Raw genomic sequence first — 23,771 nt, forward strand, 5'->3', positions numbered from 1 at the left:
GCCGGGGCCCGGTGCGATACTGTATCCATATACAGTATTTCGCCGGGTTCCCCTCATGAGCGCTCCCCTGCCCCCGCGCGGTCGCGGTACCGCTAGCAACCCCCTCAACCGCTTCGCCCCGACCCACAGCGAGGCCTTCGACGATGGCTGGGAGCAGGACGTGCCGCCGATCCAGCTCACCGAGGTGCGCGAGGAGATCGCCCGCACGGTGATCTCCCGCAACCAGTCGCCGGACCTCCCTTTCGATCGTTCGATCAATCCCTACCGTGGTTGCGAGCATGGCTGCATCTACTGCTATGCGCGGCCCAGCCATGCCTATTGGGACCTCTCGCCGGGGATCGATTTCGAGACCCGGCTGATCGCCAAGAGCAACGTCGCCAGCGCGCTGGAGCAGGAACTGAGCAAGCCCGGCTATCGCTGCGCGCCGATCAACCTGGGCGCCAATACCGACCCCTACCAGCCGCTGGAGCGCGAACGCCGCCTGACCCGCCAGGTGCTGGAGGTGCTGCTGCGCTTCCGTCACCCGCTGACCATCGTCACCAAGGGCTCGCTGATCCTTCGCGACCTCGACCTGCTGCGCGAACTGGCGGAGCAGAACCTGGTGGCGGTGATGATCAGCCTGACCACCCTCGACGACGAGCTGAAGCGCATTCTCGAACCGCGCGCGGCGGCGCCCTCGGCGCGACTGCGGGCGATCCGCACGCTCAGCGGCAACGGCATCCCGGTGGGCGTGCTCTGCTCGCCGATGATCCCGATGGTCAACGACATGGAGCTGGAGCGCCTGCTCCAGGCGGCGCGGGACGCCGGCGCGCGCAGCGCCGCGTACATGCTCCTGCGCCTGCCGCGCGAAGTCGGCCCGCTGTTCGAGGAATGGCTGGCGGCGCACTACCCGCAACGCGCCGAGCATGTGATGAGCCTGGTCCGCCAATGCCGTGGCGGCGAGGTCTACGACAGCCGCTTCGGCCACCGCTTTCGTGGCCAGGGACCGTTCGCCGACCTGCTGGCGCAGCGTTTCGCGGTGGCGATGAAGCGCCTCGGGCTGGACCGCCGCGAGGGCTTCGGGCTGGATTGCAGCCGGTTCGCCGTGCCGGGGGCGCAGATGGCGTTGTTCTAGCGTTTTCCCCGCGGTGCAGCATTTCGTATAGGGCGGAGTAGCGGCGGAGCGTGCCGGTGGCGATATCCGCCCTGCGGGAAGAACCGCTGCCGCCGGGAAGCCGGAAACGTCGGAAGCAGCCGTCCCGGCGAACGCTCGACCTTCAGGCCGGTCGGGTCAGCGCGCCAGCCCCCTCAACGAAACGGCGACCCGAAGGTCGCCGTCGCGTTCGTGCCGGTAACGAGGCCGATCAGGCCTTGGCGCAGCTCGGCGGCGCCCAGTCGCCCATGTCCGGGCTGTTGCAGACTTCCCGGATCATGCCCTGGCCCTGGGAGGCCACCTTGTTGCCTTCGCTTTGCGCGTCCTGGGCCTTGCGGATGGTCTGCTCGGTGGCGACCGCTTCCTTCGGCACCTTGGGATTGCTGCCGGTCTTGGGCTTGCTGCCGCCTTTCGTAGTGCTGGCGCGGTTCTCGGCCTCGGCGACCTTGGTCACCTCGGCGCGCGGTACGCCGACCTGCTGCAGGTCTTTCTCGTAGGCCTGGGTGTAGTTGCTGATGTTCTCGCCGGCACGGCCGTTGGCGGCGACCAGCAAGGCGTTGGTCTCCTGCAGGCCGCTGACGATCTCGGCCAGGCGCTTGCGCCCTTCGGCTTCGTTGATCGACTTGTTCTTGCGACCGTCGAGCAGAGCCTTGAACTGGCTCTGGTAGCAGCTTTGCGCCGACTTGGCGTAGGCCACGCTACGGTTGATCTCGACGGTGCTGCGGTCGACGTCGGTACCGTAGGAGCCGATGCGCGCGCGGTCATCGCTGATCTGCTTCTGCTTCTCCATGTAGTAGCCCGCCGCGCCGCCGGCCAGGGCGCCGCCTGCGGCAGCGAGGGCGGCATTGCGGCCGCGGTTCTCGTCGCTGGCCAGGCCGCCGGCCAGGCCGCCCAGGAGGCCGCCGGTAATGGCGCCGGTGATGGCCGAATTGCGCACTGCGTTATCGGTGCTGCGCAGGTGCGACACCGGCTCGTAGCAGGACGGGTAGTATTCCGCGCGGGTGGTCTGGGCGACCGAGCCGACGCCGCTGCTGGCGCAGCCGCTGAGCAGCACGCCGCTGGCGGTCAACAGGCAGAGCGCGTAGCGCGCCGAGGTGATCAAACGGTTTTCGCTGGGTTGGCTCATTGCATCTCACTCCTGGTTTGATGAACCGCCCGGCTGCCGAGAGGGGCCGGACGGAACTCCTTCAACGCCCGCTGGACGCGAGCAATTCCTTCAATACCGCCTCCGGCTCGGCCCGGTGCTGCTGGCGATAATCTCCGACGTGTTTGACGAACAGGGTCGCGCGCTTGACCAGGCTCTTGCCCAGAACCGGGTTGCGATTGAGTTCTTCCTGGATGCGCTGGAACTGCGCCTGGATCACCGCGTCGGTGTAACGGGTGCCGGTGGCGAGGTTGTCGATGTAGATGGCCAATGCGCCATCGAGGGCGCTGCGCCCGTTGGCGATGGCGCCGGCATAGAGCTGGGCGGTCGCCTGATCCCTGGCTGCCACGGCTTTCTCCCTGTCCTTCTTGAGGTTGGTCAGGCGTATGTTGTAGTTGTTGATCGTCTCGGCGACCAGTGCCGCCGACTGTATCAGGTTTCCGGCGGCCTCTTCGCGCTGCCGGGCGATCAACGAAACGTTACGCTTGAGTTCCTCGTTTATCTGGGCCAACTGCGCCTGCATCTGCGGGTCGCGGGTGGCGGCAATGATTCCGTCCAATTGCTTGGTGGGATCTTGAGCGTCATCGATGGCATCGGTCAATGCCGCTAGTCGGCCTTCCTTCTGCCACTGGGCGAACAGCTCGGGATAGCGCGAGCGCGGCGCGGACAGCGCGCCGATGGCGACACGGAAACCGGTGGTCTCGTTGCGCTGTTCGCTGCCGTCGGCGGCGAACAGCGGGTATTCGCGGCGCATCCCGGTGAATAGAGTCATCTCGCCTTCGAGATAGTTCCCGCCCTTCACCACGAAACCGCCATATGTGCCCTGCCGGCGACCGGCGTGGACCAGTTGGAAGGACTCCTGGACCATCTCCGCGGCATTGCCGATCACGTCGAACAGGCCCAGCGGGTTCGGCCGCTTCATCCCTACCGGCAACAGTCGCGCGGCCTGGCCGGTGCCGCCGGCGACCTGGTTGTACACCGCCCAGTCGCCCAGCGGGCCTTCCTGGTCGCTGCCCTCGACCTTGCGCGGGAACAGCCGGCCTTCCAGTTCCTGGCGGCTTACCGCCTGGCCGCCGCGCGCGGCGAACTCCCACTCGACCTCGGTGGGCAGGCGGACGAAGCCGATGCCGCCGTCCTCGGGATTCTTGCCGCGGCCGCTGACCGGCAGCAGTTCCGGGTGGTTCTTCAGCAGCCAGGCGCTGTACACCGCGCCGAAGCGTTCGGCGTCGAAGCGCGAGAGGTTGACCTTGGGCAGCCGCGCGGCCATCCCGTCCGGCACGTCGCAGGCCGGCGCCTCGCCCTGGCCGGAGAGCGCGGCCGCCTGGCTCATCACCGCGGCGTACTGGCGGGCGGTCACCTCGTACTTGCCGATGAAGTACAGCATCGGCTTCAGCGGGGTGCCGGCGGCAGGCTTCGGCAGGCTGGCGGAGAGCTTCTGCTGCCAGGCCGGTGCCAGGTCGGCGAGGCTGAACTGGCCGTTCACGTAGTCGCGCCGGTAGCCGGAGATGAACGACTGCTGGTAGCCCGCCTCGCCTTCGTTGAAGGCGTAGCCGAGGTTGACCTCGCGATCGTCGAGGGCGCCTTCGGCGAGTACGTAGACATGCCGGAAGACCATCTCGCCGCCACACGGCAGCGGCAGGGCGACGTCGTCGGCCAGCGGCTTGGGATTGTCCGGCGAGTCGCCTTCGGCCCAGGCCGGCGCGGCAAATGCCAGGCAGGCGCCGAGTGCGAGCGGAAGAATGGCTTTCTCAAACATCGCGTAATCCCTCTGCGGCTTCGATCCGCGCCGCGCGCCAGCCGCCGCTGGCGGCGGCCAGGACGCTGCACAGCAGCGTGGCGAGCAGCGCCGTCAGGTAGTGGCTGGGCAGCAGGCGGCAGACGAACTCGCCGCTCTGGTTGTCGAACAGGTGGTTCAGCGCGCCGGCCGTGGCGGCGTACAGCAGCCCGGCGAGGAACAGGCCGAAGACGGCGCTGAACAGCGCCAGGAGCATGACGAAGCCGACCAGCGCGGCGGTCGGGAAGCCCAGCAGACGCAGCACCGCCAGGGCGCGGCGCTTGCGTTCGACGGCGGCCAGGCTGCTGGCGGCGATGGCGGCGAAGGCACCGCCGATGGCCAGCGCGGCGACGATCCAGAACACCAGGCCGAGGTTGCGGCTGAGGCTGCGCACCTGGGCGATGGCCTCGGCCTGGGTGGCGACTTCCACGCCACTCGCGACGAAGTGCCGGCGCAGCCCTTCCACCGCATCGAGGTCGCGGGCGTACAGGCGGAAGCCCGGGTAGATGCGTGCGCGCGGGGTCTCGCCGGCCTTCCCCGGCCAGCCGTAGGCGGCCACCGCGCGACCGTCGCGATAGTCCTCGGCGGCTTCCAGCAGGGCCAGCGGGGCGAACAGCGCGTCGCGGGCGAAACGCTCCTGCGGCAGCACCGCGAGCACATCCAGCTCCAGGCGCTGGCTCTGTGCCTGGCCATCCATGCGCCGGCCGATGCGCGCGACGATGCGCTCGCCAGGCTGGGCGCCGAGTTTTTCCGCGGCGCCGTGGCTGAGCACCACGCGGGTCGGCCGGTCGGGTTGCGGCAGGCCGGCCAGCAGCGGGTCGCCGGCGGCGCTGGGAATCATCTCGACGCTCAGGGCGGTCTCGCCGCCGCCGCTGAGGTCGGCGGTGGCGGCGATCTGCCGGGTGCGCGGCACGGCGAAGGCGACGTCCGCGCGTGCGGCCAGGGCGGCGATGTCCTCGGCACGGTAGCGGGCGCCGCCGACCGGAATGATCTCGCGCACAGAAGGCGCGCGCTCCAGCCGCTCGGTGAGGGTGCTGACCAGGCCGTACTTGAGGCCGAACAGCACCAGCAGCGGGGTGATCACCGCCGCCAGGGCGAAGATCGCGCAGAGCGACAGGCGCGCCTCGCCGCGGTAGTCGGCCCAGGCCAGCGAGAGCAGCAGGCCGGCGCGCATCAGCCAACTTCCTCGAGGCAGGCGCCGACGCTGTCGTCGGCCTCGCGTTGCCAGCGGATGGCCAGGACTTCCAGGCCGGCGGCGCGAGCCAGGCGTTCGTCGTGGGTGGCGACCACGGTGCAGGCGCCGCGCTCGCGGGCCTGCTCCACCAGCAGGCGCATCACCCGTTCGGCGTTCAGCGGGTCGAGCGCCGCGGTCGGCTCGTCGGCCAGCAACAGGCGCGGCGCATGCGCCAGGGCGCGAGCGATGGCGACCCGCTGGCGCTGGCCGACCGACAGCGCCGCCGGTTTCTTGTCCAGCTGGTCGCCGATTTCCAGCCGCTCGGCCAGCGCCTGTACGCGCTCGGCGGATGGGGCGCCGAGCAACGCGCAGGGCAGTCCGATGTTGCGCCGCACATCGAGGAACTCGAGCAACCCGCCGCTTTGCAGCACGTAGCCGCAGTGCTGCCGGCGCAGCGCCGCCAAGCGGTCCTGGCGGCCGTCGCGCCAGAGCGCGGCGATGTCCTGCGGGCGTTCCCCGGCGAGGAATTCGAAGCGCCCGCCCGGGTCCGGCGCCAGGGCCAGCGCCAGCAGGTCGAGCAGGGTGCTCTTGCCGCAGCCGCTGGGGCCGACGATGGCCAGCTGGCGACCCGCGCGCAATTCCAGCGCCGGCACCCGCAGGCGGTAGCGCTGGCGACCGGCGCCGTGGCTGCGGGCGACCTCGTGCAGGCGCAGGATCATGGCAGCGTCGACAGCGGCACGCGGTACAGCGCGTCGCCGGCGTCGGCGTCGCCGAACCGGACCCAGTTGGCGACGTCGTTGTGGAAGGTTTCGTAGAGGCGGATCTTCGACTCCAGTTCGTCGATGAAGTCCTGCTGTTCGGCGACGCTCAGCGACAGCCAGAGGTCCTGGGTCATGTTCAGCGACTTGCTGCGGTACGGCAGGCCTTCCAGGTATTCGCCGAGCACGCCGCTCTGCGCCAGGTTGCTGCCCTTCACCAGTTGCGCCGGGTCGCGGCTCATGTAGGCGCTGGCGCTGGCGATTTCCTGGAAGAAGTCCTTGGGCGAGGTCTGGGTGCGCTTGGCCGCGTCGACGATCAGTTTCAGCGACTGTTGCAGTTCGTTGAGTTGCAGCTTGCTCAGCAGCACGCAGACCTGGAACGCCGGCAGCGCCGGGTTGGTCAGGTCACGGTCGGCGGTCCAGGCGGTGACGACCTGCGGCGCGCGCACCGGGTCGCGGCGACCGAGGAATTCCATCTGCATGGCGTAGCCGATGGCCGCCGACTTGCTCGCCACGCTTGGCGCGGCGTCGAAGCGCGGCGCCTGCGGCTTGCGGTTGCCGGCGTCGTGGACCAGGTCGGCGAACACCGTGCCGATCTCCTTCACCGTGTTGCCGAAGGCGTTCACCTCGCCGCCGGCCACCGGGATGTAGAGGTCGGCGATCTTCGGGTTGGCGTCGGCGGTGAGGCTGCGGTACTGCTGCTCGGCGTAGCCGTGGTTGTTCTTCCCGGCCGGGGTGCGCAGGTGCAGGGCATAGATCTTCACGCCCTTGCGCAGCGCCGCCTGGCGGACCTCGGCCTCGTTCATCTGGGTGCGCCCGAGCGGGTCGTTCTTGCGCAGCGCGCCGGCGTCGGTGACCAGCAGCACCACGCGCCCGGCGTAGGGCGACCAGTCCATTTCGTCGACCGCCTGCATGATCCCGGCGAAGGCGTCTTCGTTGAACGAGTGGCTGGAGACGTCGGTGGCGCGCACCTGGCTGCTCAACTCGGCGAAGCGCTGCGCGTCGTTGCCCGGTTGCAGCGGCACCAGGGTCTTGCTGACGTATTCCAGGCCGGGGGTCTTGTCGGTGTTGTTGCGGAAACCGACCAGGCCGAAGCTGACCTTGTCCAGGTCGCCGCGCTCGCCGATCTGCCGCTGCAGGCCGTCGATCACCTCGCGCACGCGGTCGATGTAGGGCTGCATCGACACCGAGGTGTCCACCACCAGGACGATGCCGGTGCGGAAGGTGTCGCTCGCCGCGCCGCTGGCGCCGCCCTGCCCGGCCTGGCCCGGCGCCTGGGGTGCCGCGGCGCTGCCGCCGGGGTCGATCGAGGCGACCTCCAGCAACTGCGCCGGCTGGCCGTCGGCGTCGAAGCTTTCCTTCGAGTCGAAGATCGGCAGCAGGTAGAACTGGTCCTGGGGGATCGCCCGGTCGTTGGGCTCGACCGCGACCACCTGCGGATCGCCCTTGTGATCCACCGCCTGGGTCAGGGTGTCGCGCGCTGCGCGGGTATCGCCGAGCAGGCGCTCGACCTGCTCGGCGCTGTTGAGGAACATCACCGGCGCGCGGCCGGAGCGTTCGGTGAACTTCAGCACCAGGCTCTGCTTCCAGTCGCTCACCGCGCTGGCCGGCAGCCAGCCGTCGCCCTCGCCGTTGCTGGAGGCGCCGACGCGCAGCCAGGGGCTGCCGCCGACCTGCTTGCGGGCGTACACGTAGAGCACCGAGAAGGCCGGCACCGCGCCGGCCCGGGGCGGGCCGCCAGCCTCGGCGGAGATGGCCGCGCCGGGTTTGGTCAGGACGCGCTGGAACAGGGTCTTCTTGCCTGGCATCAGCAGCGGACGCTCGCCGCCGTCCTGTTCGGCATCGGCCACCGGGGTCTGCTGCTGCGGCTTGTCCGCCGGCGTCTGTCCCAGCGGCGCTGGATCGGCAGCGCTCGGCGCGTCGCCCGAGCCCAGCAGCCACCAGGCGCCGCCGCCGATCGCCAGGAGCACGGCGGCCGCGGCGGCGGCGATCAGCGGCGTGCGGCTGCCGCCGGCACGCGGCTTCGCCGGTGGCAGCGGAGGCGGCGGGGGCGATGGCGGTTTCGCCGCTTGCGATGGCGGAGGCGGGGGCGGCGTGGCGCCGCCGGCGCTGGGCGTGACCGGCGGCAACTGGATCGATACCGGTTGCAGGCCGCCGAGGTCGGCGGGCGGCATGGGCGCGGGTTCGGCCGGCGGCGGGTTGCTCGCTCGAGGCGAGCCCTGCGGCGTCGCCAGCGGACGGATCTGGGTGGCTTCCAGGGCGCTCGGCGCCAGGCGGTCGAGGGCGGCGATCAGCGCGCCGGCGGTGGGGAAGCGCTCGGCCGGGTCCTTGGCCAGCAACTGGCGCAGGATGTCCTGGTAGCGGCCCTGTTCGATCGGCAGTTCCGGCAGCGGCTCGGTGAGGTGGGCCAGGGCGGTGGAGAGCGAATCCTTGCCGTTGTAGGGCAGCTTGCCGGTGAGGATCTCGTAGAGCACCACGCCCAGCGCGTAGAGGTCGGCGCGGCCGTCGATCTCCTGCCCGCGGGCCTGCTCCGGGCTCATGTAGCTGGGGGTGCCGACGGCGAAGCCGACCTGGGTGAACTGGGTATTGTCCTCGATCGACTTGGCGATGCCGAAGTCCGAGAGCACCGCGGTGCCGTCGGCGCGGAACAGGATATTGGCCGGCTTCACGTCTCGATGCACCAGGCCCTGGGAGTGCGCGTAGCCGAGCGCGGCGGCCACCTGCCGTACGTAGACCAGGCCCAGCTCGGGATCGAGGCCCTGCTGGATGCGCTCCTTGAGCGTGCCGTTGGGCAGGTATTCCATGGCCATGTAGTAGCAACTGCCGACGTTGCCGATGTCGTGGATGGTCACCGTGTTCGGGTGCGACAGCCGCGCCAGGGTCCGACCTTCGCGCAGGAAGCGTTCGGCGAAGCTCGGGTCGGCGGCCAGCGCCGCGGCCATCACCTTCAGCGCCACCTTGCGCTGCAGCGAGCGCTGGGTGGCCAGGTAGACCGTGGCCATGGCGCCTTCGCCCAGCTCGCGTTCGATGTCGAATCCCGGAAGTTCTATGTCCATGTCCGTCTCAGAAGGCCCTGACCACCAGGGCCGTGATGTTGTCCGGGGCGCCGCGGGTCAGGCCCAGGTGGACCAGGCTGCGGACCACCGCATAGGGATCGCTGTGGCTGAGCACGTCGCGCAGTTCGCTGTCGTCGGCGGTCTTGTTGAGGCCGTCGCTGCAGAGCAGGAAGCTGTCGCCGGGCAGCACGTGCAGCGCGGCTTCTGACAGTTCCAGTTGCTCGTGCACGCCGACCGCGCGGGTGACCACGTTGGCGCGCGGATGGTGGCGCGCCTCTTCCTCGCTGATCAGTGCGTTGTCGAGCAGCTCCTGGACGTAGCTGTGGTCCCGCGAGATGGCTTCCAGCACGCCGCCGCGCAGGCGGTACAGGCGGCTGTCGCCGGCCCACAGGCAGCTCGCCTGGTTGCCGCGCGCGGCGAGCAGTACCAGGGTGCTGCCCATCACGCTGACGCCACGCAGGCCGGCCTCCTGGCGAACCCGCTCGTTGACCTGGGCGAGGCCGGTGCGCAACGCGCCGACATAGGCCGGTAGCGAGGAGGCCGCCGGGATGCGCCGCAGGGTATCGACGATCAGGCTGCTGACGAAGTCGCCGGCGGCGTGGCCGCCCATGCCGTCGGCGACCACCCAGAGTCCCGCCTCGGGGGCGTCGAGACTGGCGTCTTCGTTGACCTTGCGGACCATGCCGACGTGGCTGTAGCTGGCCGACCTGTAGTAGCTGACTGAGTTGGGCACCATCAGTTGTCCTTAACCGGGTATGCCGGGAAAGAGCGGGATCACCTCGCCCTCTCCGGTGAGGAATCGTCCGAACGCCGGCGCCGGCGGCAGGCCCTGGTAGCGCATCAGGCCGGCGGAGATCCGTGCCGAGCCGCGTCCCCACCAGTGGCTGGCGCCGTCGCAGGCGTGCTGGGCCAGCGCGGCGAGGCGCTGCGCCGGGGTCACCGCTTCGCTGCGCAGCAGGTTGCCGCTGATCAGCGATTGTTCGATGCGCGGTCCGCAGGGCGGTGCCGGGAGCTGCGCCACCGCCTGCTCGAAGGCCTCGACCTCGGCCTCCGGTTCGAGGGTGGAGAGCAGCAGGCTCTCGACCTGTTCGAACCAGCCGTCGTCGCCGCCGACCAGCCCGCCGAGGTCGGCGTTCGCCGGTAGCAGGCAGGCGACGGTCAGCGGGAAATAGCGACCGACCCGGTCGATGCTCGGCATCACCACTCCGGTCACCGCTTCGCCGCCGAGCAGGCCGGGGGCGATGGCGAAGCGCCACAGCGGGCTGGTCAGGTAGGCGTCGAGCCAGGCCGCGCCGAGTTCGTCCTGGCTGGCGCGCATGCCGCTGGCCAGCCAGGCGTCCCAGGGTTCGACGAAGGTGTTCGGCAGGCCGCGGCTGACGAAATCGCCGCGGCCGGCCAGCTTGCCGTAGAAACCGACGCTGTTCAAAGGCGCTCCGGGAGGCTGAAGCCGGACACGACCCGGCTCTTGAAGGGGTTGAAGGCGCTGCTGGCGCGCAGCTCGCAGGCGATGCTGGAGCCGTCGATGCGCAGCCGCAGGGTGAAGCGGTCCGGCGAGTTGCCGCGTTCCAGGTCCGACTGGTCGAGCAGGCGGAACCAGGCCCAGGGGCCTTCCAGGGTCAGGCCGGAACGGCCGCTGCTGGGCGGCGGCGTCACGGTCAGGCGGACCACGCCGAGGCCGTTGGCGCTCGGCCACTGCATCGCCACCGGGCGGGCGGGGCCGTGGTCGTAGGTCAGCTGCTGGCCGTCGAGGTCGAGGATGAACTGGCTGATCGCCGCGTCCATGGTCACCGGCTTGAGTTCGAAGCGCACCGCCGGCTGCATGCCGCCGGAGCGGAAGAAGGCGTCGCGGATCGCCGCTGCGCGCTGGAAGGTGTGCAGCACGCCGGGGTTGATGCCGAGCTTCTGCGCCGCGCCGGGCTGCCAGCGCCAGGTGCTGGCGGAGGTGTCGACGTAGGGTTGCAGGTACTGGCGGAAGTAGCTGTCCATCACCCCACCGGCACCGAAGAAGTGGCCGAAGTCCTCCAGGGTGGCGTCGCGCGAACTGCCGGCGGCGATCGGGTAGCGCCCGGCCAGGGACTGCCGGTAGACGCTGACCACGTCGCTGATCCAGGCCGCGTTGAGCTGGTTGCGCACGCTGCCCATCATGCTGCTGGTAGTGGAGTTGACCACGTTCTTCACCAGGCCCTGGACCACCGGCGGCTGGCGCTCGGCGCTGAGGGCCACGCGCGAGGCGGCGGCGGCCACCTGGTTCTTGGCGTCGCCGAGCAGCGAGTCGCCGCTGGCTCCGGCCATGGCGCTGACCTGCACGTAGAGCGCGTTCATGTCCTCCAGCAGGCTGTCGATCGGCGCCGGCTCGTTGCCGCCCTCGCCCTTGCTGACCAGGCTGTTGAGTTCGGCGAAGTGGGCGCTGATCGGGTCGCTGTCGGCCTGCTGCGGCTGTTCGCGGGCGCCCTCCTCCTCCTCCTGGCCGACCAGCGAGCCGAGGCGCTGCTTGAGCTTGTCCACGGTGCCGTCGGCGGCCTTCTTCACTTGCGCGGCGACCAGCCGGTCGCCCTTCTGCAGGTCGGTCTCGCGGGCCACTGCCTCGAGCAGCTTGCGGAACGGCGAGGTCGGTCCGGAGAGAATGCGCAGCACGTCGGCGGCCTGGGTGACATTGGTGATCGGCACCACGGTGAGGTCGGCGAGCAGGTCGTCCCACTGCCGCAGGTAGTCCTGGAAATACAGGCGACGCACGTCGAGGGCCAGGTTGGCGGCGTCGCCGGCATCGTTCAGGTCGCGCCCGAGCACCCACTGTTCCTCGGCGATGGTGCCGGCCTGGCTGAGGCTGGCGGTGAGGAACACCTCGCGATAGCCGCGGTAGGTGAAGAAGCCGCTGAGCGGGTCGGTGAGCGGCTTGCCGCTCTTGCGCGCGAACACCAGCGGCGCGTCGCGGCCGGCGGCGTCGCTGATGCGGAAGTCGGGCACGTCCTTGGGCAGCCTCTGCCGCTTGACCCGGTCGTAGACCCGCTGCGCCACCGGCAGTTGCTGCAACTGGCGGCGCAGGTCCTCGACCAGGTCCTGGTCCAGGCGCGCCGACGGCGGCCGTCGTTCGAGCAACGCGTCGAGGTGCGCGTGCAGCGCCTGGCGCTGTTCCGGCGAGAGGTCGCGCGGCAGGTTGCGTTCCCAGTCGAGGCTGATCCAGGCCTTGATGAAGTCGGCGTCGTAATGGTCCGGGCTGCCGAGCATCAGGTAGGCCTTCAGGCCCTCGTAGAGGAAATCGCTGCTGCCGCCGGAGCGCAACTGTTCCTCGATGCGGGTCACCAGGCGCGGGGCGAACACCGCGATCAGCAGCTTGCGGTAGACGCTGGCGGACTCCTCGCCGAGCATGTCGCCCTGGTACAGCCCGTAGCCTTCGGCCCAGCTCGGCGCGTCGCCGGCGAGATTCTGCACCGCGTTGAGCTGTGGCAGTACGGCCAGGACGTCGCGCTGGGCCGGGCTCAGCGACTCGATGCCGCGCGCCAGCGGGTCGACGCGCTGGTCGACCGCGGCGATGTAGCTCTGGTTGGCGCGGTAGCTGGCGATCCATACCGCCGTCACCGCCAGCACCACCAGCGCGGTGGCGCTCAGCGCGCCGATGGTCAGCCACTTGCGGCGGCGCTCGACCTTCGGGTTGGTGCCGACCAGGCCGCGTTCGCCGAATGCCACTTCGCGGAACAGCCGCTCGATGAAGTAGCTGCGCCCGGTTCCGGTCTGCCGCGCCAGGTGCTGGCGGTCGAGGTTCATCGACTGCGCCATGCTGCCGATCAGGCGGTCGATCGGACTGCCTTCCTGGGTTCCGCTGGTGAAATACAGGCCGCGCAACAGCGGGCGTTCCTCGTAGGGGTTGGGCTTGAACACGCCGTTGAGGAACTCGCCGAGGCATTCGCGCAGGGCGGCGAATTGCTGCGGGAAGCCGTAGACCAGGTCGCGCCGCGCCGGGTCGCGCTCCTGCTGCAGGCGTTCCACCAGGCGCGCGGTGAGACGCTGTTCGAGCAGGGCGAATTCGCTGTCGAACACCGCCAGCGGGCCTTCCGCGCTCTTGCCGTCGTCGAGGGCGAAGGTCATCCCCCAGACCTGCGCGCGTTCCTCGCGGTTCAGGCTGTCGAAGAACTCCATGAAGCCCGGCACCAGGTCGAACTTGGTCAGCATCACGTAGATCGGGAAGCGCACCCCGAGCTGCTGGTACAGCTCCTGGATGCGTGCGCGGATCGCCTGGGCATGGGCGGCGCGCTCGGCGTCGCTGCCCAGCAGCAGGTCGGAAAGGCTGATGGCGATGAACGCGCCATCGATGGGGCGGCGCTTGCGCTGGGTCTTGAGCAGGTCGAGGAAGCCCAGCCAGGCGGCCTTGTCCACCTGGGCGTGGCTGTCCTGGGTGGTATAGCGGCCGGCGGTGTCCAGCAGCACCGCTTCGTCGGTGAACCACCAGTCGCAGTTGCGCGTGCCGCCGACCCCGCGGATCGCCCCGGCGCCCATCTGTGCGGCGAGCGGGAAGTCGAGGCCGGAATTCATCAGCGCGGTGGTCTTGCCCGAACCGGGCGGGCCGATGATCACGTACCAGGGCAACTCGTACAGGTTGCGCCGCTCGCTGCCGCCCAGCTTGGCCCGCTTGAGCAGGGCCAGGGCCTCGTCCATGCGTTGCTTGAGGGTCGCCAGCTCTTCGGCGGTGGCGACGCTGGCGGCGTCCGGCGCGCTGACCTCGGCGAGACTCTGCATGACCTTCGCCGCGTTGCGCCGGGCCTGCACGATGCGCAGCACGCGGAAGCCGATCCAGACCAGGAACAGCAGGACGATCAGCACCCAGCGGCTGGTCGCCGAGGCCAACGGTTCGTAGTTGCCCAGGCGCAGCAGCGGGCCGAGGAACCAGATGATCAGGCTCAGGGCGAGCAGGCCGAGCACCGGCACCACCCAGCGCGCGAAGAAGTTGAGGAAGCCTTTCATTGCGCGCCCTCCGCGAATACGGTGATTTCCACCCGGCGGTTGCGTGCGCGGCCTTCGGCGCTGGCGTTGCTCGCCACCGGCTCGGTGTCGCTGCGCCCTTCGGCGGTGAAGCGGCCGGCGTCGCCGGTGGTCGCGCCGAGCAGGTCGGCGACCTCCTGGGCGCGGGCCTGGGACAGTTTCCAGTTGGACGGGTAGCGCAGCGTGGCGATCGGCCGGTTGTCGCTATGGCCGGTGACCAGCACCTGGCCCTTGACCTTGCGCAGGGCGTCGGCGATGCGCAGCAGCAGCGGCTGGAACTCGTCGCGCACGCTGGCGCTGGCGCTGGCGAACAGCTCGTCGCCGCGGATGGTCACCACCGAGCGGTCGACGGCGTCCTCCACCGCCACTCGCTGGGCCTTGATGTCGTCGGCGAGGAAGCGCGCCAGGCGTGGCCGCTCGATCACCCGCGGCTGCACCGCCGGGCGGTCGATGGCCTGCACCGGGATCTCGCCGATGGCGTGGATGCGCTTGAACACCGGCTCGGCGTCGGCGGCCAGCTTCATCCGCAGGCCGAACAGCAAGGCCAGCAGCAAGGCCAGGCCGATGGCGATACCGACCCACGGCGGCAGGTATTGCGAAAGGCGGTCGCGCATCACGCTGAGGCCGCGCCAGTGCGGCGACAGTTCGTGCTCGTACTCGCCGCGGGTGCTGCGGATCACCGCCGCGGTGCGCTCGCGCAGCGCCTCCAGTTGGCTGCGGCCGTCGTGCATGACCCGGTAGCGGCCTTCGAAGCCGAGGCTGGTGCACAGGTACAGCAGCTCCAGCAGGTGCAGGCGCTGGTGCGGGTTCTGCAGGCAGTGTTCGAGCAACTGGAAGACCTTCTCGCCGCCCCAGGCCTCGTTGTGCAGGGTGATCAGCAGGCTCTGCTTGCCCCAGTCGCTGGTGCTGCCCCACGGCGTGCTGAGCACCGCTTCGTCGAGGGCGGTGCAGAGCACGTAGCGCGCCAGCATCACTTCGTCCGGCGCTACGCCGGCCTGGCGTGCCTTCTCCTCGAACTGGCGCAGGTAGCCGAGCAGTTGCGCGCGCAGGCTGGCCGGCGCCGGATGGGCGATGGTGTTGCGCAGGCGGGTGAGCATCGCCAGCAGTGGGCCGGCGGCCTGCTCCAGCGGGTTGAGGCCGTCGCCGCGGCCGCTCAGCGGCGCCAGGCTGGCCATCGGCGGCGGCGTGTAGGGATCGCCGCCGCGAGGACCGCCGGCCGGTTCCGGGGCGCGGCCGCCGGGACGCGGCATGATCATGGTGCGGTCGTCGGGCGGGCTTCCGTTGCCGCCGCCGGCCGGGGTGCCGAAGGGATCGTCGATGGGAGGCATCGTTGCTTATCCTCGAATGGCCCAGAAGGCCAGGTTCAGCCCGGGGAACTGGCCGGCGATGTGGAAGGCGAAGCCGCCGGAGTGCGTCAGCTGCTTCCAATGCGCGCTGCCGCGGTCCAGTTCGAAATAGGTGGAGCCGGCGTGGTAGGGGATCTGCCGCGGCGCCACCGGCATCGGCAGCAGGCCGATACCCGGCAGTTGCAGGTTGACCAGGTCGCGGATGTGCTCCACCGAGCCGACCTTGGCCTGCTGCGGGAAGTGCCCGCGCAGGCTCTCGCCGGGGACGTCGGCGCGCACCACCAGGACGAAGCTGGCGTTGTCGATCAGGCTGCGGTCGCTGAGCATCGCGACGTGCACGCCGTAGGCCTTCTCGACGATCGGGATGGCGATCGCCTTGGCGTCGATCACCGTCGCCAGCGCCTGGCGCAGGGCGAGCATCACCGGGGCGAAGCTGGCGGCCAGGTCGTCGTGGTTGTACACCGGGTACTCCTCGGGACGCCGCTGGCTGGCGGTGAAGGTACAGAACTCGCCGGCCAGGGCCACCAGTTCGCGGTACAGCTCCTGCGGGTGCAGCGGGCGCACGCGGGACAGGTGACCGGTGAGGGCCTCGGCGCGGTTGACCAGTTGCAGCAGCAGGAAGTCGGCGATTTCCGAGGCGCCCCCGGCGCTGGATGCCACCACCCGCCCGGCGAGGGCTTCGCCGCGCTGGTGGAGCAGGCCCAGCAGCTCCTTGGCGAAGGACGCCAGGGGCGGCGCGGCGGCAATGTCGAGCACCGGCGGCAGGTAGTCCTCGTCCAGGCTCAGGGCCTGGTCCGCGCGCTTCTCGCGGACCCGCGCGACGCCCACCGCGGCGTATTCGCCGAGGCCGTCGCGCTCGGTCAGCAGGCGGAACGCCTGGCTGCCCAGGGCCACCGGGGCGCGGCTCTCGAAGGCGGCATTGTCGTCGCGCACTTCCTGCACCTGGCTGACGTAGCGGGCGCCGCCGAGGGCCTCGCCCTCCTCTACCGTGTCGCGGGTGCCGACCCGCTTCAGCGGCAGGCCGAGGTAGACGATGCCATCGCGCAGGCTTTCCTCGACATTCAGCGGCGCCGGCGCCGGATCGTCGGCGGGGATGTTGAACGGCGTACCATCCGGCAGCACGCCGCGGGCGCTGACGATGGCCAGCTTGCCCTGGGTCAGCAGGGCATCGTCCAGCTTCAGCTCGGAAAAGCCCCAGCCGCCCGCCAGGAGCGAGCGGCAGCGGCCATCCACCAGGGTTTCCAGGTAGCGGTCGTGCTGCTGGAAATGCTGTGGCCGCAGGAACATGCCTTCGGACCACACCACGCGGTTATTCCAGGACATAGGGACTCCGAAGGTTCAGGGCGCGGGACGCGCGACGATGCCGATGGCCTGCGCGCCGAGCGTGATGTCGAGATGGCTGGTGCGTTGCCCCGGCACGTCGAGGACCTGGCGCCAGGTGGCGCGGTCGAGGTCGCGGTAGGCGGCGACGAAACCGAGCTGGCGGGTCTGCTCGTCGAGCGTGCGTTCGATGCGCCGTTCCTCGCCCGGACGCAGGAGGAACTCGTCCTGCTCCACCAGGTCGCCACCGAGGGTCGACTGGGCGTTGTCGGTGAGGGCGAAGTAGTCGGCGCGGCCGAACGCGGTGTCTTTCTTCAGCTCGTACAGCCGCAGGCGCAGCGGCGCCGCCTGGCCGGCGGCGGACGGGTTGAGGTTCGGTGCGGCGTGGAGCCAGATCACCACCCGGGTCGGCGGGGTTTCCGGCGGGCTGGACGAACAGGCGGCGAGCAGCAGCCCGAACAGCGCGACGATCAGTTTCTGCATGGTGTCGTCCTCATTGACGTTGTTTCTCCTGGTGTTCGTTGGCGTCAGGAACGCCGTAGTCGAGCGCTGTGTTCCTCGTAGGCGCGGCTGAATTCGCGGCCGAAAAGCTCCTGGAAGTCGTCCTCCGCCTCGCGCAGGATCTTCGCGTACAGCTCGGTGAAACTGTCCCAGTTCTGTGCCTGGCGGGCCCCCGGCAGCAGGCCGGAAAGCCCGGCCGGCTTGCCGAAGCGGGCTTCCAGCGCGGCCGGTTCGAAGCGCGCCAGCAGGTGGCGGATGGCGGCCTGCACGCCGGCCATCACCGCCAGCTGGTGCGCCTTGAGGTCTTCGAAGCTGTCGGCCACCGCGCGATCCGGCGCCATGAACGCCTGGTTGTCGCGGCGCAGCAGGAGCAGCATGGCCTCGTCGACGTTCGGCGCGAACTTCAGCGGGTTGTTCTGCACCGGCTGGATCATGGTCTGCGCCATGCGGAACTCGCCCTTCAGGCTGGCCCGCGCGCGCAGCACGTCCACCAGTCCTTCCACCAGGCCGCGATAGCTGCGGCCGATGGCTTCCATCTGCGCTTCGGCGCCGGCCGGGTCGACCTTCAACTGGGTCATGCCGGCGCCGCGCAGGAACGCTTGCAGCAGGTCGCCGCCGGCCGACGCGGCGGCGCTTGCCGGCGGCGTCGGCGCCGCCACGCTCGCTGGCTGTGGCTGTGGCTGTGGCTGTGGCTGTGGCTGTGGCTGTTGGGTGATCCCTGGGTCGGCGAAGGGCATCGCCAGCGGCGTCGGTTCGGCCGTCGGCAGCGGCTGGGCGACGGGCGTGGCGCTTGGCGCGGGCGTGTTGCCGAGCAGTTCGGCGAACGGGTCCCAGTCGGCCGGAATCAGCGGTGCGCCGCCAGCGGGCGGTGGCGCCGGGGTGGTCGCGGGGGGCGGCGGGATCACCGGTTCCGGCGGGCGGAAGTCGTGCTGTTCGGCCGGTACATGGTCCGGACGCGGCGCCGCGCCGGGCGGCGGCGGGGTGAGGAAGTCGAACAGGTCGGGCTTGGTGTCCAGCGGCGAGCCGCCCTGGAAATGCGCCGTCACCGCGGGGTGCGGGGTGGGCGCCGGTTCGGCGAAGGCAGGCGCCGATCCGGCGGCCTGCCGGCTCATCAGGGCGTCGAAGCTGGTGAACGGATCGGTCTGCGGATTGCCGCTGCCGGGCAGGGCGATGTCATGGCCGAGCTGGACGAGGATGTCGTATTCGCCGAGGCGGACGGTCTCGCCGTCCTGCAGCGGCTCGCTGTTGCCGCGGCGCAGGCGGTGCCCGGCATTGACCAGCAGCACGCCGTTGGTGCTGGTGTCGGTGAGGTAGTACACCCCGTCGCGGTTGAGGATGGTGCAGTGGCGGCTGGAGACCAGGCGCTCCGGGTCCGGCAGGACCCAGTCGTTGTCCGGGCCCCGACCGATGGTCAGCTGTCCCTGGTCCAGTACCTTTTCCGAACACTGACCGGGGGTCAGCTTGTGGTAGCTGGTGATGGTCAATCGCAGCGGCATTGCTACTCCTTGCATTGCCAGCGCCCGGCTCTTCCAGGCGCTCACCCCCGTGCCCGAGGGATTTCGGTTCGCATCCAGGCTGGCCCGACGGCTTTCCGGCGTTTCGTCGCCTCGGGAAGACACATCGGGTGGTACCGGATTATAAAAGACTAATCCTACGTCTTTTAAAGATTTGTCCGATCTGCGGTGTCATGCAACTAGTGGCGTTGTGCCTTCCTTGACAAGCCTTGCGGCATGCCACAAGAATTTTGCCAACCTTTCGAGTCATCCGATATTCATCAATGGCTCCTACAAGATCCGACGGAGTGGATCTTACAAGCGAAGGTGAGGGCCGCGCAGCGGCTTCGATGATAGGGAGATCGTCACCGTGCTGGATGTACCCGTTTTGCTGGCTGCCGTATCCCCGGACTCGCCCTGTGGCGACGATCTGGAGTACGACGCCGCGTTCCTCGAACTCGAACGCATCGCCCAGGGCCAACCCGAGCGCCAGATGGGCGATGCCGTGCTGCCCGCCGAACCGCCGGAGTGGCCGCGCGTACGCGCGCTGGCCAGCGAACTGTTCGGCCGTAGCAAGGACCTGCGGGTAGCCAACCTGCTGCTGCAGAGCAACGTCGCCCTCGACGGCCTGGACGGGCTCGCCGACGGCCTGCTGCTGGTCCGCGAGCTGCTCGGCCAGTACTGGGACGGCGTCTATCCGCTGCTCGACGCCGATGACGACAACGACCCCACCTTCCGTATCAACGCCCTCACCGGCCTGGTCGCCGAACCGCTGCTGCAACTGGTCTGGGCGATCCCGCTGGTGCGCTCGCGGGCGTTCGGCCCGGTCAACCTGCGCGCCGCGCTGAACGCCGCCGGGCTGCAACGCTTCGCCAGCGAGACCCTGAGTCCCGAGCAGATCGCCGGCGCCTTCGCCGATGCCGACGCCGATGCGCTGGCCGCCACCCGGCGCGCCCTGGAAGGCGCCCAGGAACATGCCCTGGCCATCGAGAGCGGCGTCGCCGAACGGGTCGGCTCGGCCCAGGGACTCGACCTCGGTCCCCTTCGTCAACTGCTGCGCCAGGCCCTCCAGGTGTTCGACCTGTACGGCCCGCAGGGCGCCGGCGAGCCCTTGGCGCCGGGTGCCGAAGCGGCCGCCGACGAGCAGGGGGGCGCCGCGCCTGTCGCAGCCGTCGCCGCGCCGGCACCGCGAGCCAGCGGCGAGATCGCCAACCGCGAAGACGTCCTGCGCCAGCTCGACCGCCTGCTCGAGTATTACGTTCGTCACGAGCCGTCGAGCCCGGTGCCGGTGCTGCTCAAGCGCGCCAAGACACTGGTGACGGCCGACTTCGCCGAAATCGTGAGGAATCTCATCCCCGATGGGATTTCCCAGTTCGAAACCCTGCGAGGCCCGGAAAGCGAGTAACGCCTAGCGGCCGTCCGGGCCAACGCTGCAAGCCGCCGGGGCGATTCCGACGGCGCTAACAACCGCCGTCGCGCGAGGGAGAAACAAGATGGGAAGCACTACCAGCAGTCAGAAGTTCATCGCCAGGAACCGGGCGCCACGCGTGCAGATCGAGTACGACGTGGAGTTGTACGGTGCCGAGAAGAAGGTCCAGCTGCCCTTCGTCATGGGCGTCATGGCCGACCTCGCCGGCAAGCCCGCCGAACCCCAGGCGGCGGTCGCCGACCGCAAGTTCCTGGAGATCGACGTGGACAACTTCGATGCCCGGCTGAAGGCGATGAAGCCGCGGGTGGCCTTCAACGTACCGAACGTGCTGACCGGCGAAGGCAACCTGAGCCTGGACATCACCTTCGAGAGCATGGACGACTTCAGCCCCGCCGCGGTGGCGCGCAAGGTCGATTCGCTGAACAAGCTGCTCGAGGCGCGTACCCAGCTGGCCAACCTGCTGACCTACATGGACGGCAAGACCGGCGCCGAGGAAATGATCATGAAGGCGATCAAGGACCCGGCCCTGCTTCAGGCCCTGGCCAGCGCGCCGAAGCCCAAAGACGACGAGCCGCAGGCGTAAGAGGATTCCAGCATGGCCGAATTGAGCACCGAGAACCTGGCCCAGGGCCAGACCACCACCGAGCAGACCAGTGAGTTCGCCAGCCTGCTGCTGCAGGAGTTCAAGCCCAAGACCGAGCGCGCCCGCGAAGCGGTGGAGACCGCCGTGCGGACCCTCGCCGAGCATGCCCTGGAGCAGACCAGCCTGATCTCCAACGACGCGATCAAGTCGATCGAGTCGATCATCGCGGCGATCGACGCCAAGCTCACCGCGCAGGTCAACCTGATCATGCACCACGCCGACTTCCAGCAACTGGAAAGCGCCTGGCGCGGCCTGCACTACCTGGTCAACAACACCGAGACCGACGAGCAACTGAAGATCCGCGTGCTGAACATCTCCAAGCCGGAGCTGCACAAGACCCTGAAGAAATTCAAGGGCACCACCTGGGACCAGAGCCCGATCTTCAAGAAGCTCTACGAAGAGGAATACGGCCAGTTCGGCGGCGAGCCCTATGGCTGCCTGGTCGGCGACTACTACTTCGACCAGTCGCCGCCGGACGTCGAGCTGCTCGGCGAGATGGCGAAGATCTCCGCCGCCATGCACGCGCCGTTCATTTCCGCCGCCTCGCCGACGGTGATGGGCATGGGTTCCTGGCAGGAACTGTCCAACCCGCGCGACCTGACCAAGATCTTCACCACCCCGGAATACGCCGGCTGGCGTTCGCTGCGCGAGTCCGAGGACTCCCGCTACATCGGCCTGACCATGCCGCGCTTCCTGGCGCGCCTGCCCTACGGGGCGAAGACCGATCCGGTGGAAGAGTTCGCCTTCGAGGAAGAAACCGACGGCGCCGACAGCAGCAAGTACGCCTGGGCCAACTCGGCCTACGCGATGGCGGTCAACATCAACCGCTCCTTCAAGCTCTACGGCTGGTGCTCGCGGATCCGCGGCGTCGAGTCCGGCGGCGAGGTGCAGGGCCTGCCGGCGCACACCTTCCCCACCGACGACGGCGGCGTGGACATGAAGTGCCCGACCGAGATCGCCATTTCCGACCGCCGCGAGGCGGAGCTGGCGAAGAACGGCTTCATGCCGCTGCTGCACAAGAAGAACACCGACTTCGCCGCCTTCATCGGCGCGCAGTCGCTGCAGAAACCCGCCGAGTACGACGATCCGGACGCCACCGCCAACGCCAACCTGGCGGCGCGCCTGCCCTACCTGTTCGCCACCTGCCGCTTCGCCCATTACCTGAAGTGCATCGTTCGCGACAAGATCGGTTCCTTCAAGGAGAAGGACGAGATGCAGCGCTGGCTGCAGGACTGGATCCTCAACTACGTCGACGGCGACCCGGCCCACTCCACCGAGACCACCAAGGCCCAGCACCCGCTGGCGGCGGCCGAAGTGGTGGTGGAGGAAGTCGAAGGCAATCCGGGTTACTACAACTCGAAGTTCTTCCTTCGCCCGCACTACCAGCTCGAGGGACTGACGGTATCGCTACGCCTGGTATCCAAGCTGCCTTCGGCCAAAGAGGCCTGAGGCATTCAACGACAGCGCCTGCCATGGTGGCGGGCGCTTGCATAGCGTAGTGGCGCGAGCCACACGGGAGGAAAGATGGCTGTTGATATGTTCATCAAGATCGGCGACGTCAAGGGTGAGTCCAAGGACAAGACTCACGCCGAGGAAATCGACGTGCTGGCATGGAGCTGGGGCATGTCCCAGTCCGGGTCGATGCACATGGGCGGTGGCGGCGGCGCCGGCAAGGTCAACGTGCAGGACCTGTCGTTCACCAAGTACATCGACAAGTCCACGCCCAACCTGATGATGGCCTGCTCCAGCGGCAAGCACTATCCGCAGGCGAAGCTGACCATCCGCAAGGCCGGCGGCGAGAACCAGGTCGAGTACCTGATCATCACCCTGAAGGAAGTCCTGGTGTCCTCGGTGAGCACCGGCGGCAGCGGTGGCGAGGATCGCCTGACCGAGAACGTGACCCTGAACTTCGCCCAGGTCCAGGTCGACTACCAGCCGCAGAAGGCGGATGGCGCGAAGGACGGCGGTCCGGTCAAGTACGGCTGGAACATCCGCCAGAACGTGCAGGCCTGATGAGCCGGCTGCCGGTCATGGCGTGGCCAGGCCATGCCGTGGCCGGTGCGAGCGCCCGCCATGCCGGGTGCCGAAGGCGCGCGCGGCGCGCCGCGGACCTCGTCCGCCCGACCTCCTGCCGGAGGTACTGAATTCCACCGGGTCGTCCGTCGCGTCCGCCGGGCGCCATGGCCGACCCTTCATTCGCATCCGGGCGCCTGGGCTCCCGGCTACAGGGAAGTATCGCGATGATCGCCGAAGAACTGTTGCGCGCCGGGCGCCTGGACGATGCCTTGAAAGCCTTGCAGGAACAGGTGCGCAGCCAGCCGTCGAACGCTACCCTGCGGATCTTCCTGTTCCAGCTGCTGGCCGTGATGGGCCAGTGGGCGCGGGCGCAGAACCAGCTCAAGGTGGTCGGCGAACTGGATGCCTCGGCGCTGCCGATGGTACAGACCTACTCCACCGCCATCGACTGCGAGGCGCTGCGCCGCGAGGTGTTCGCCGGGCGCCTGACGCCGGTGATCCTCGGCCAGCCGGCGGAATGGATCGCGCCGCTGTTGCAGGCCCTGAGCCTGGACGCCGAAGGCCATGGCGAGGCCGCCCAGGCCCTGCGCGAACAGGCCTTCGACGCCGCGCCGGCGGTGCCCGGGCGGATCGGCGAAGCGCCGTTCGCCTGGCTGGCGGATGCCGACACGCGCCTCGGCCCGGTGCTCGAGGTAATCGTCAACGGTCGCTATGCCTGGTTGCCGATGAGCAACCTGCGCAGCCTCAAGGTCGAGGCGCCGAGCGACCTGCGCGATCTGGTCTGGCTGCCGGCCGAACTGACCCTGGCCAACGGTGGCGCCACCGTCGCGCTGCTGCCGGCGCGCTACGCGGAAACCGTCGAGCACGGCGACGACGCCGCGCGCCTGGGGCGCAAGACCGAATGGCTGGACAGCGGCCTGCCGGTCGGCCAGCGGCTGTTCGTCACCGATGCCGGCGAGACCGCGCTGTTCGACCTGCGTGAACTGGACTTCGAGCCGACGGACGCCTGAC

At 69.4% G+C, this 23,771-nt stretch carries 18 protein-coding genes; 6 read left to right on the forward strand and 12 right to left on the reverse strand.

Annotated features, from left to right (window positions below):
* The first annotated feature begins 55 nt into the window (after positions 1-55).
* Complete coding sequence (locus tag AT700_RS00360; RefSeq protein ID WP_003083628.1) at positions 56-1,114, forward strand: PA0069 family radical SAM protein; 1,059 nt, start codon at positions 56-58, stop codon at positions 1,112-1,114.
* Positions 1,115-1,343: 229 nt separating this feature from the next.
* Here the strand turns inward: AT700_RS00360 and tagQ are convergent, their stop codons facing one another.
* The 12 genes from tagQ to tagH all read right to left on the reverse strand — a co-directional run bounded on the left by tagQ (position 1,344) and on the right by tagH (position 18,675).
* The gene (tagQ, locus tag AT700_RS00365) at positions 1,344-2,258 is read right to left on the reverse strand and encodes a type VI secretion system-associated lipoprotein TagQ (RefSeq protein ID WP_003106614.1); all 915 of its coding nucleotides are present in this window, start codon (positions 2,256-2,258) and stop codon (positions 1,344-1,346) included.
* Positions 2,259-2,319: 61 nt separating this feature from the next.
* Positions 2,320-4,032, reverse strand: coding sequence for a type VI secretion system-associated regulator TagR (gene tagR, locus AT700_RS00370; RefSeq protein ID WP_003106615.1), 1,713 nt, complete (start codon positions 4,030-4,032; stop codon positions 2,320-2,322).
* On the reverse strand, positions 4,025-5,224 hold the full coding sequence (gene tagS, locus AT700_RS00375) for a type IV secretion associated ABC transporter permease TagS (RefSeq protein WP_003158496.1): 1,200 nt from the start codon (positions 5,222-5,224) through the stop codon (positions 4,025-4,027). The genes tagR and tagS overlap by 8 nt, the downstream gene beginning before the upstream one ends.
* The gene (gene tagT, locus AT700_RS00380; protein WP_003114657.1) at positions 5,224-5,943 is read right to left on the reverse strand and encodes a type IV secretion associated ABC transporter ATP-binding protein TagT; all 720 of its coding nucleotides are present in this window, start codon (positions 5,941-5,943) and stop codon (positions 5,224-5,226) included. The genes tagS and tagT overlap by 1 nt, the downstream gene beginning before the upstream one ends.
* Positions 5,940-9,038: a serine/threonine protein kinase PpkA gene (gene ppkA / locus AT700_RS00385; RefSeq protein ID WP_016252829.1), complete on the reverse strand. Its 3,099-nt coding sequence runs from the start codon at positions 9,036-9,038 to the stop codon at positions 5,940-5,942. The genes tagT and ppkA overlap by 4 nt, the downstream gene beginning before the upstream one ends.
* A 7-nt stretch (positions 9,039-9,045) precedes the next feature.
* Positions 9,046-9,774, reverse strand: coding sequence for a serine/threonine phosphatase PppA (pppA, locus tag AT700_RS00390; protein WP_003106965.1), 729 nt, complete (start codon positions 9,772-9,774; stop codon positions 9,046-9,048).
* 9 nt (positions 9,775-9,783) lie between these two features.
* On the reverse strand, positions 9,784-10,464 hold the full coding sequence (gene tagF, locus AT700_RS00395; protein WP_003106966.1) for a type VI secretion system-associated protein TagF: 681 nt from the start codon (positions 10,462-10,464) through the stop codon (positions 9,784-9,786).
* Positions 10,461-13,994, reverse strand: coding sequence for a type VI secretion system membrane subunit TssM (gene tssM / locus AT700_RS00400; RefSeq protein WP_003111851.1), 3,534 nt, complete (start codon positions 13,992-13,994; stop codon positions 10,461-10,463). The genes tagF and tssM overlap by 4 nt, the downstream gene beginning before the upstream one ends.
* Complete coding sequence (locus AT700_RS00405) at positions 13,991-15,340, reverse strand: DotU family type VI secretion system protein (protein ID WP_003118500.1); 1,350 nt, start codon at positions 15,338-15,340, stop codon at positions 13,991-13,993. Before AT700_RS00405 ends, tssM begins: the two co-directional genes overlap by 4 nt.
* Before the next feature lie 6 nt (positions 15,341-15,346).
* Entirely contained in the window at positions 15,347-16,681 is a 1,335-nt protein-coding gene (tssK, locus tag AT700_RS00410) for a type VI secretion system baseplate subunit TssK (protein ID WP_003115052.1), read from the reverse strand.
* A 15-nt stretch (positions 16,682-16,696) separates the two neighbouring features.
* Positions 16,697-17,161, reverse strand: a complete 465-nt coding sequence (gene tssJ, locus AT700_RS00415; protein WP_003083660.1) for a type VI secretion system lipoprotein TssJ — start codon at positions 17,159-17,161, stop codon at positions 16,697-16,699.
* Positions 17,162-17,205: 44 nt separating this feature from the next.
* The gene (gene tagH, locus AT700_RS00420; protein WP_010792415.1) at positions 17,206-18,675 is read right to left on the reverse strand and encodes a type VI secretion system-associated FHA domain protein TagH; all 1,470 of its coding nucleotides are present in this window, start codon (positions 18,673-18,675) and stop codon (positions 17,206-17,208) included.
* Between the two features lie 367 nt (positions 18,676-19,042).
* Here tagH and tssA point away from each other — a divergent pair, with 367 nt between their 5' ends.
* The 5 genes from tssA to tagJ all read left to right on the forward strand — a co-directional run bounded on the left by tssA (position 19,043) and on the right by tagJ (position 23,770).
* Positions 19,043-20,077: a type VI secretion system protein TssA gene (gene tssA / locus AT700_RS00425; protein WP_003104975.1), complete on the forward strand. Its 1,035-nt coding sequence runs from the start codon at positions 19,043-19,045 to the stop codon at positions 20,075-20,077.
* 88 nt (positions 20,078-20,165) lie between these two features.
* Positions 20,166-20,684: a type VI secretion system contractile sheath small subunit gene (gene tssB / locus AT700_RS00430; protein WP_003083666.1), complete on the forward strand. Its 519-nt coding sequence runs from the start codon at positions 20,166-20,168 to the stop codon at positions 20,682-20,684.
* Positions 20,685-20,696: 12 nt separating this feature from the next.
* A complete protein-coding gene (gene tssC / locus AT700_RS00435; protein ID WP_003104973.1) occupies positions 20,697-22,193 on the forward strand; it encodes a type VI secretion system contractile sheath large subunit in 1,497 nt (498 codons plus the stop codon).
* A gap of 75 nt (positions 22,194-22,268) precedes the next feature.
* Positions 22,269-22,757, forward strand: a complete 489-nt coding sequence (gene hcp / locus AT700_RS00440) for a type VI secretion system receptor/chaperone Hcp (RefSeq protein WP_003083670.1) — start codon at positions 22,269-22,271, stop codon at positions 22,755-22,757.
* Positions 22,758-22,924: 167 nt separating this feature from the next.
* A complete protein-coding gene (tagJ, locus tag AT700_RS00445) occupies positions 22,925-23,770 on the forward strand; it encodes a type VI secretion system accessory protein TagJ (RefSeq protein ID WP_003119488.1) in 846 nt (281 codons plus the stop codon).
* The last annotated feature ends 1 nt before the right edge of the window (position 23,771 follow it).

It is taken from the genome of Pseudomonas aeruginosa, assembly GCF_001457615.1.
GTDB classification, from domain to species: domain Bacteria; phylum Pseudomonadota; class Gammaproteobacteria; order Pseudomonadales; family Pseudomonadaceae; genus Pseudomonas; species Pseudomonas aeruginosa.

Coding starts and splice junctions, on each gene's coding strand:
- AT700_RS00360 (WP_003083628.1), top strand. CDS start 56: ATGAGCGCTCCCCTGCCCCCGCGCGGTCGCGGTACCGCTAGCAACCCC.
- tagQ (WP_003106614.1), bottom strand. CDS start 2,258: ATGAGCCAACCCAGCGAAAACCGTTTGATCACCTCGGCGCGCTACGCG.
- tagR (WP_003106615.1), bottom strand. CDS start 4,032: ATGTTTGAGAAAGCCATTCTTCCGCTCGCACTCGGCGCCTGCCTGGCA.
- tagS (WP_003158496.1), bottom strand. CDS start 5,224: ATGCGCGCCGGCCTGCTGCTCTCGCTGGCCTGGGCCGACTACCGCGGC.
- tagT (WP_003114657.1), bottom strand. CDS start 5,943: ATGATCCTGCGCCTGCACGAGGTCGCCCGCAGCCACGGCGCCGGTCGC.
- ppkA (WP_016252829.1), bottom strand. CDS start 9,038: ATGGACATAGAACTTCCGGGATTCGACATCGAACGCGAGCTGGGCGAA.
- pppA (WP_003106965.1), bottom strand. CDS start 9,774: ATGGTGCCCAACTCAGTCAGCTACTACAGGTCGGCCAGCTACAGCCAC.
- tssM (WP_003111851.1), bottom strand. CDS start 13,994: ATGAAAGGCTTCCTCAACTTCTTCGCGCGCTGGGTGGTGCCGGTGCTC.
- AT700_RS00405 (WP_003118500.1), bottom strand. CDS start 15,340: ATGCCTCCCATCGACGATCCCTTCGGCACCCCGGCCGGCGGCGGCAAC.
- tssK (WP_003115052.1), bottom strand. CDS start 16,681: ATGTCCTGGAATAACCGCGTGGTGTGGTCCGAAGGCATGTTCCTGCGG.
- tssJ (WP_003083660.1), bottom strand. CDS start 17,161: ATGCAGAAACTGATCGTCGCGCTGTTCGGGCTGCTGCTCGCCGCCTGT.
- tagH (WP_010792415.1), bottom strand. CDS start 18,675: ATGCCGCTGCGATTGACCATCACCAGCTACCACAAGCTGACCCCCGGT.
- tssB (WP_003083666.1), top strand. CDS start 20,166: ATGGGAAGCACTACCAGCAGTCAGAAGTTCATCGCCAGGAACCGGGCG.
- tssC (WP_003104973.1), top strand. CDS start 20,697: ATGGCCGAATTGAGCACCGAGAACCTGGCCCAGGGCCAGACCACCACC.
- hcp (WP_003083670.1), top strand. CDS start 22,269: ATGGCTGTTGATATGTTCATCAAGATCGGCGACGTCAAGGGTGAGTCC.
- tagJ (WP_003119488.1), top strand. CDS start 22,925: ATGGCCGACCCTTCATTCGCATCCGGGCGCCTGGGCTCCCGGCTACAG.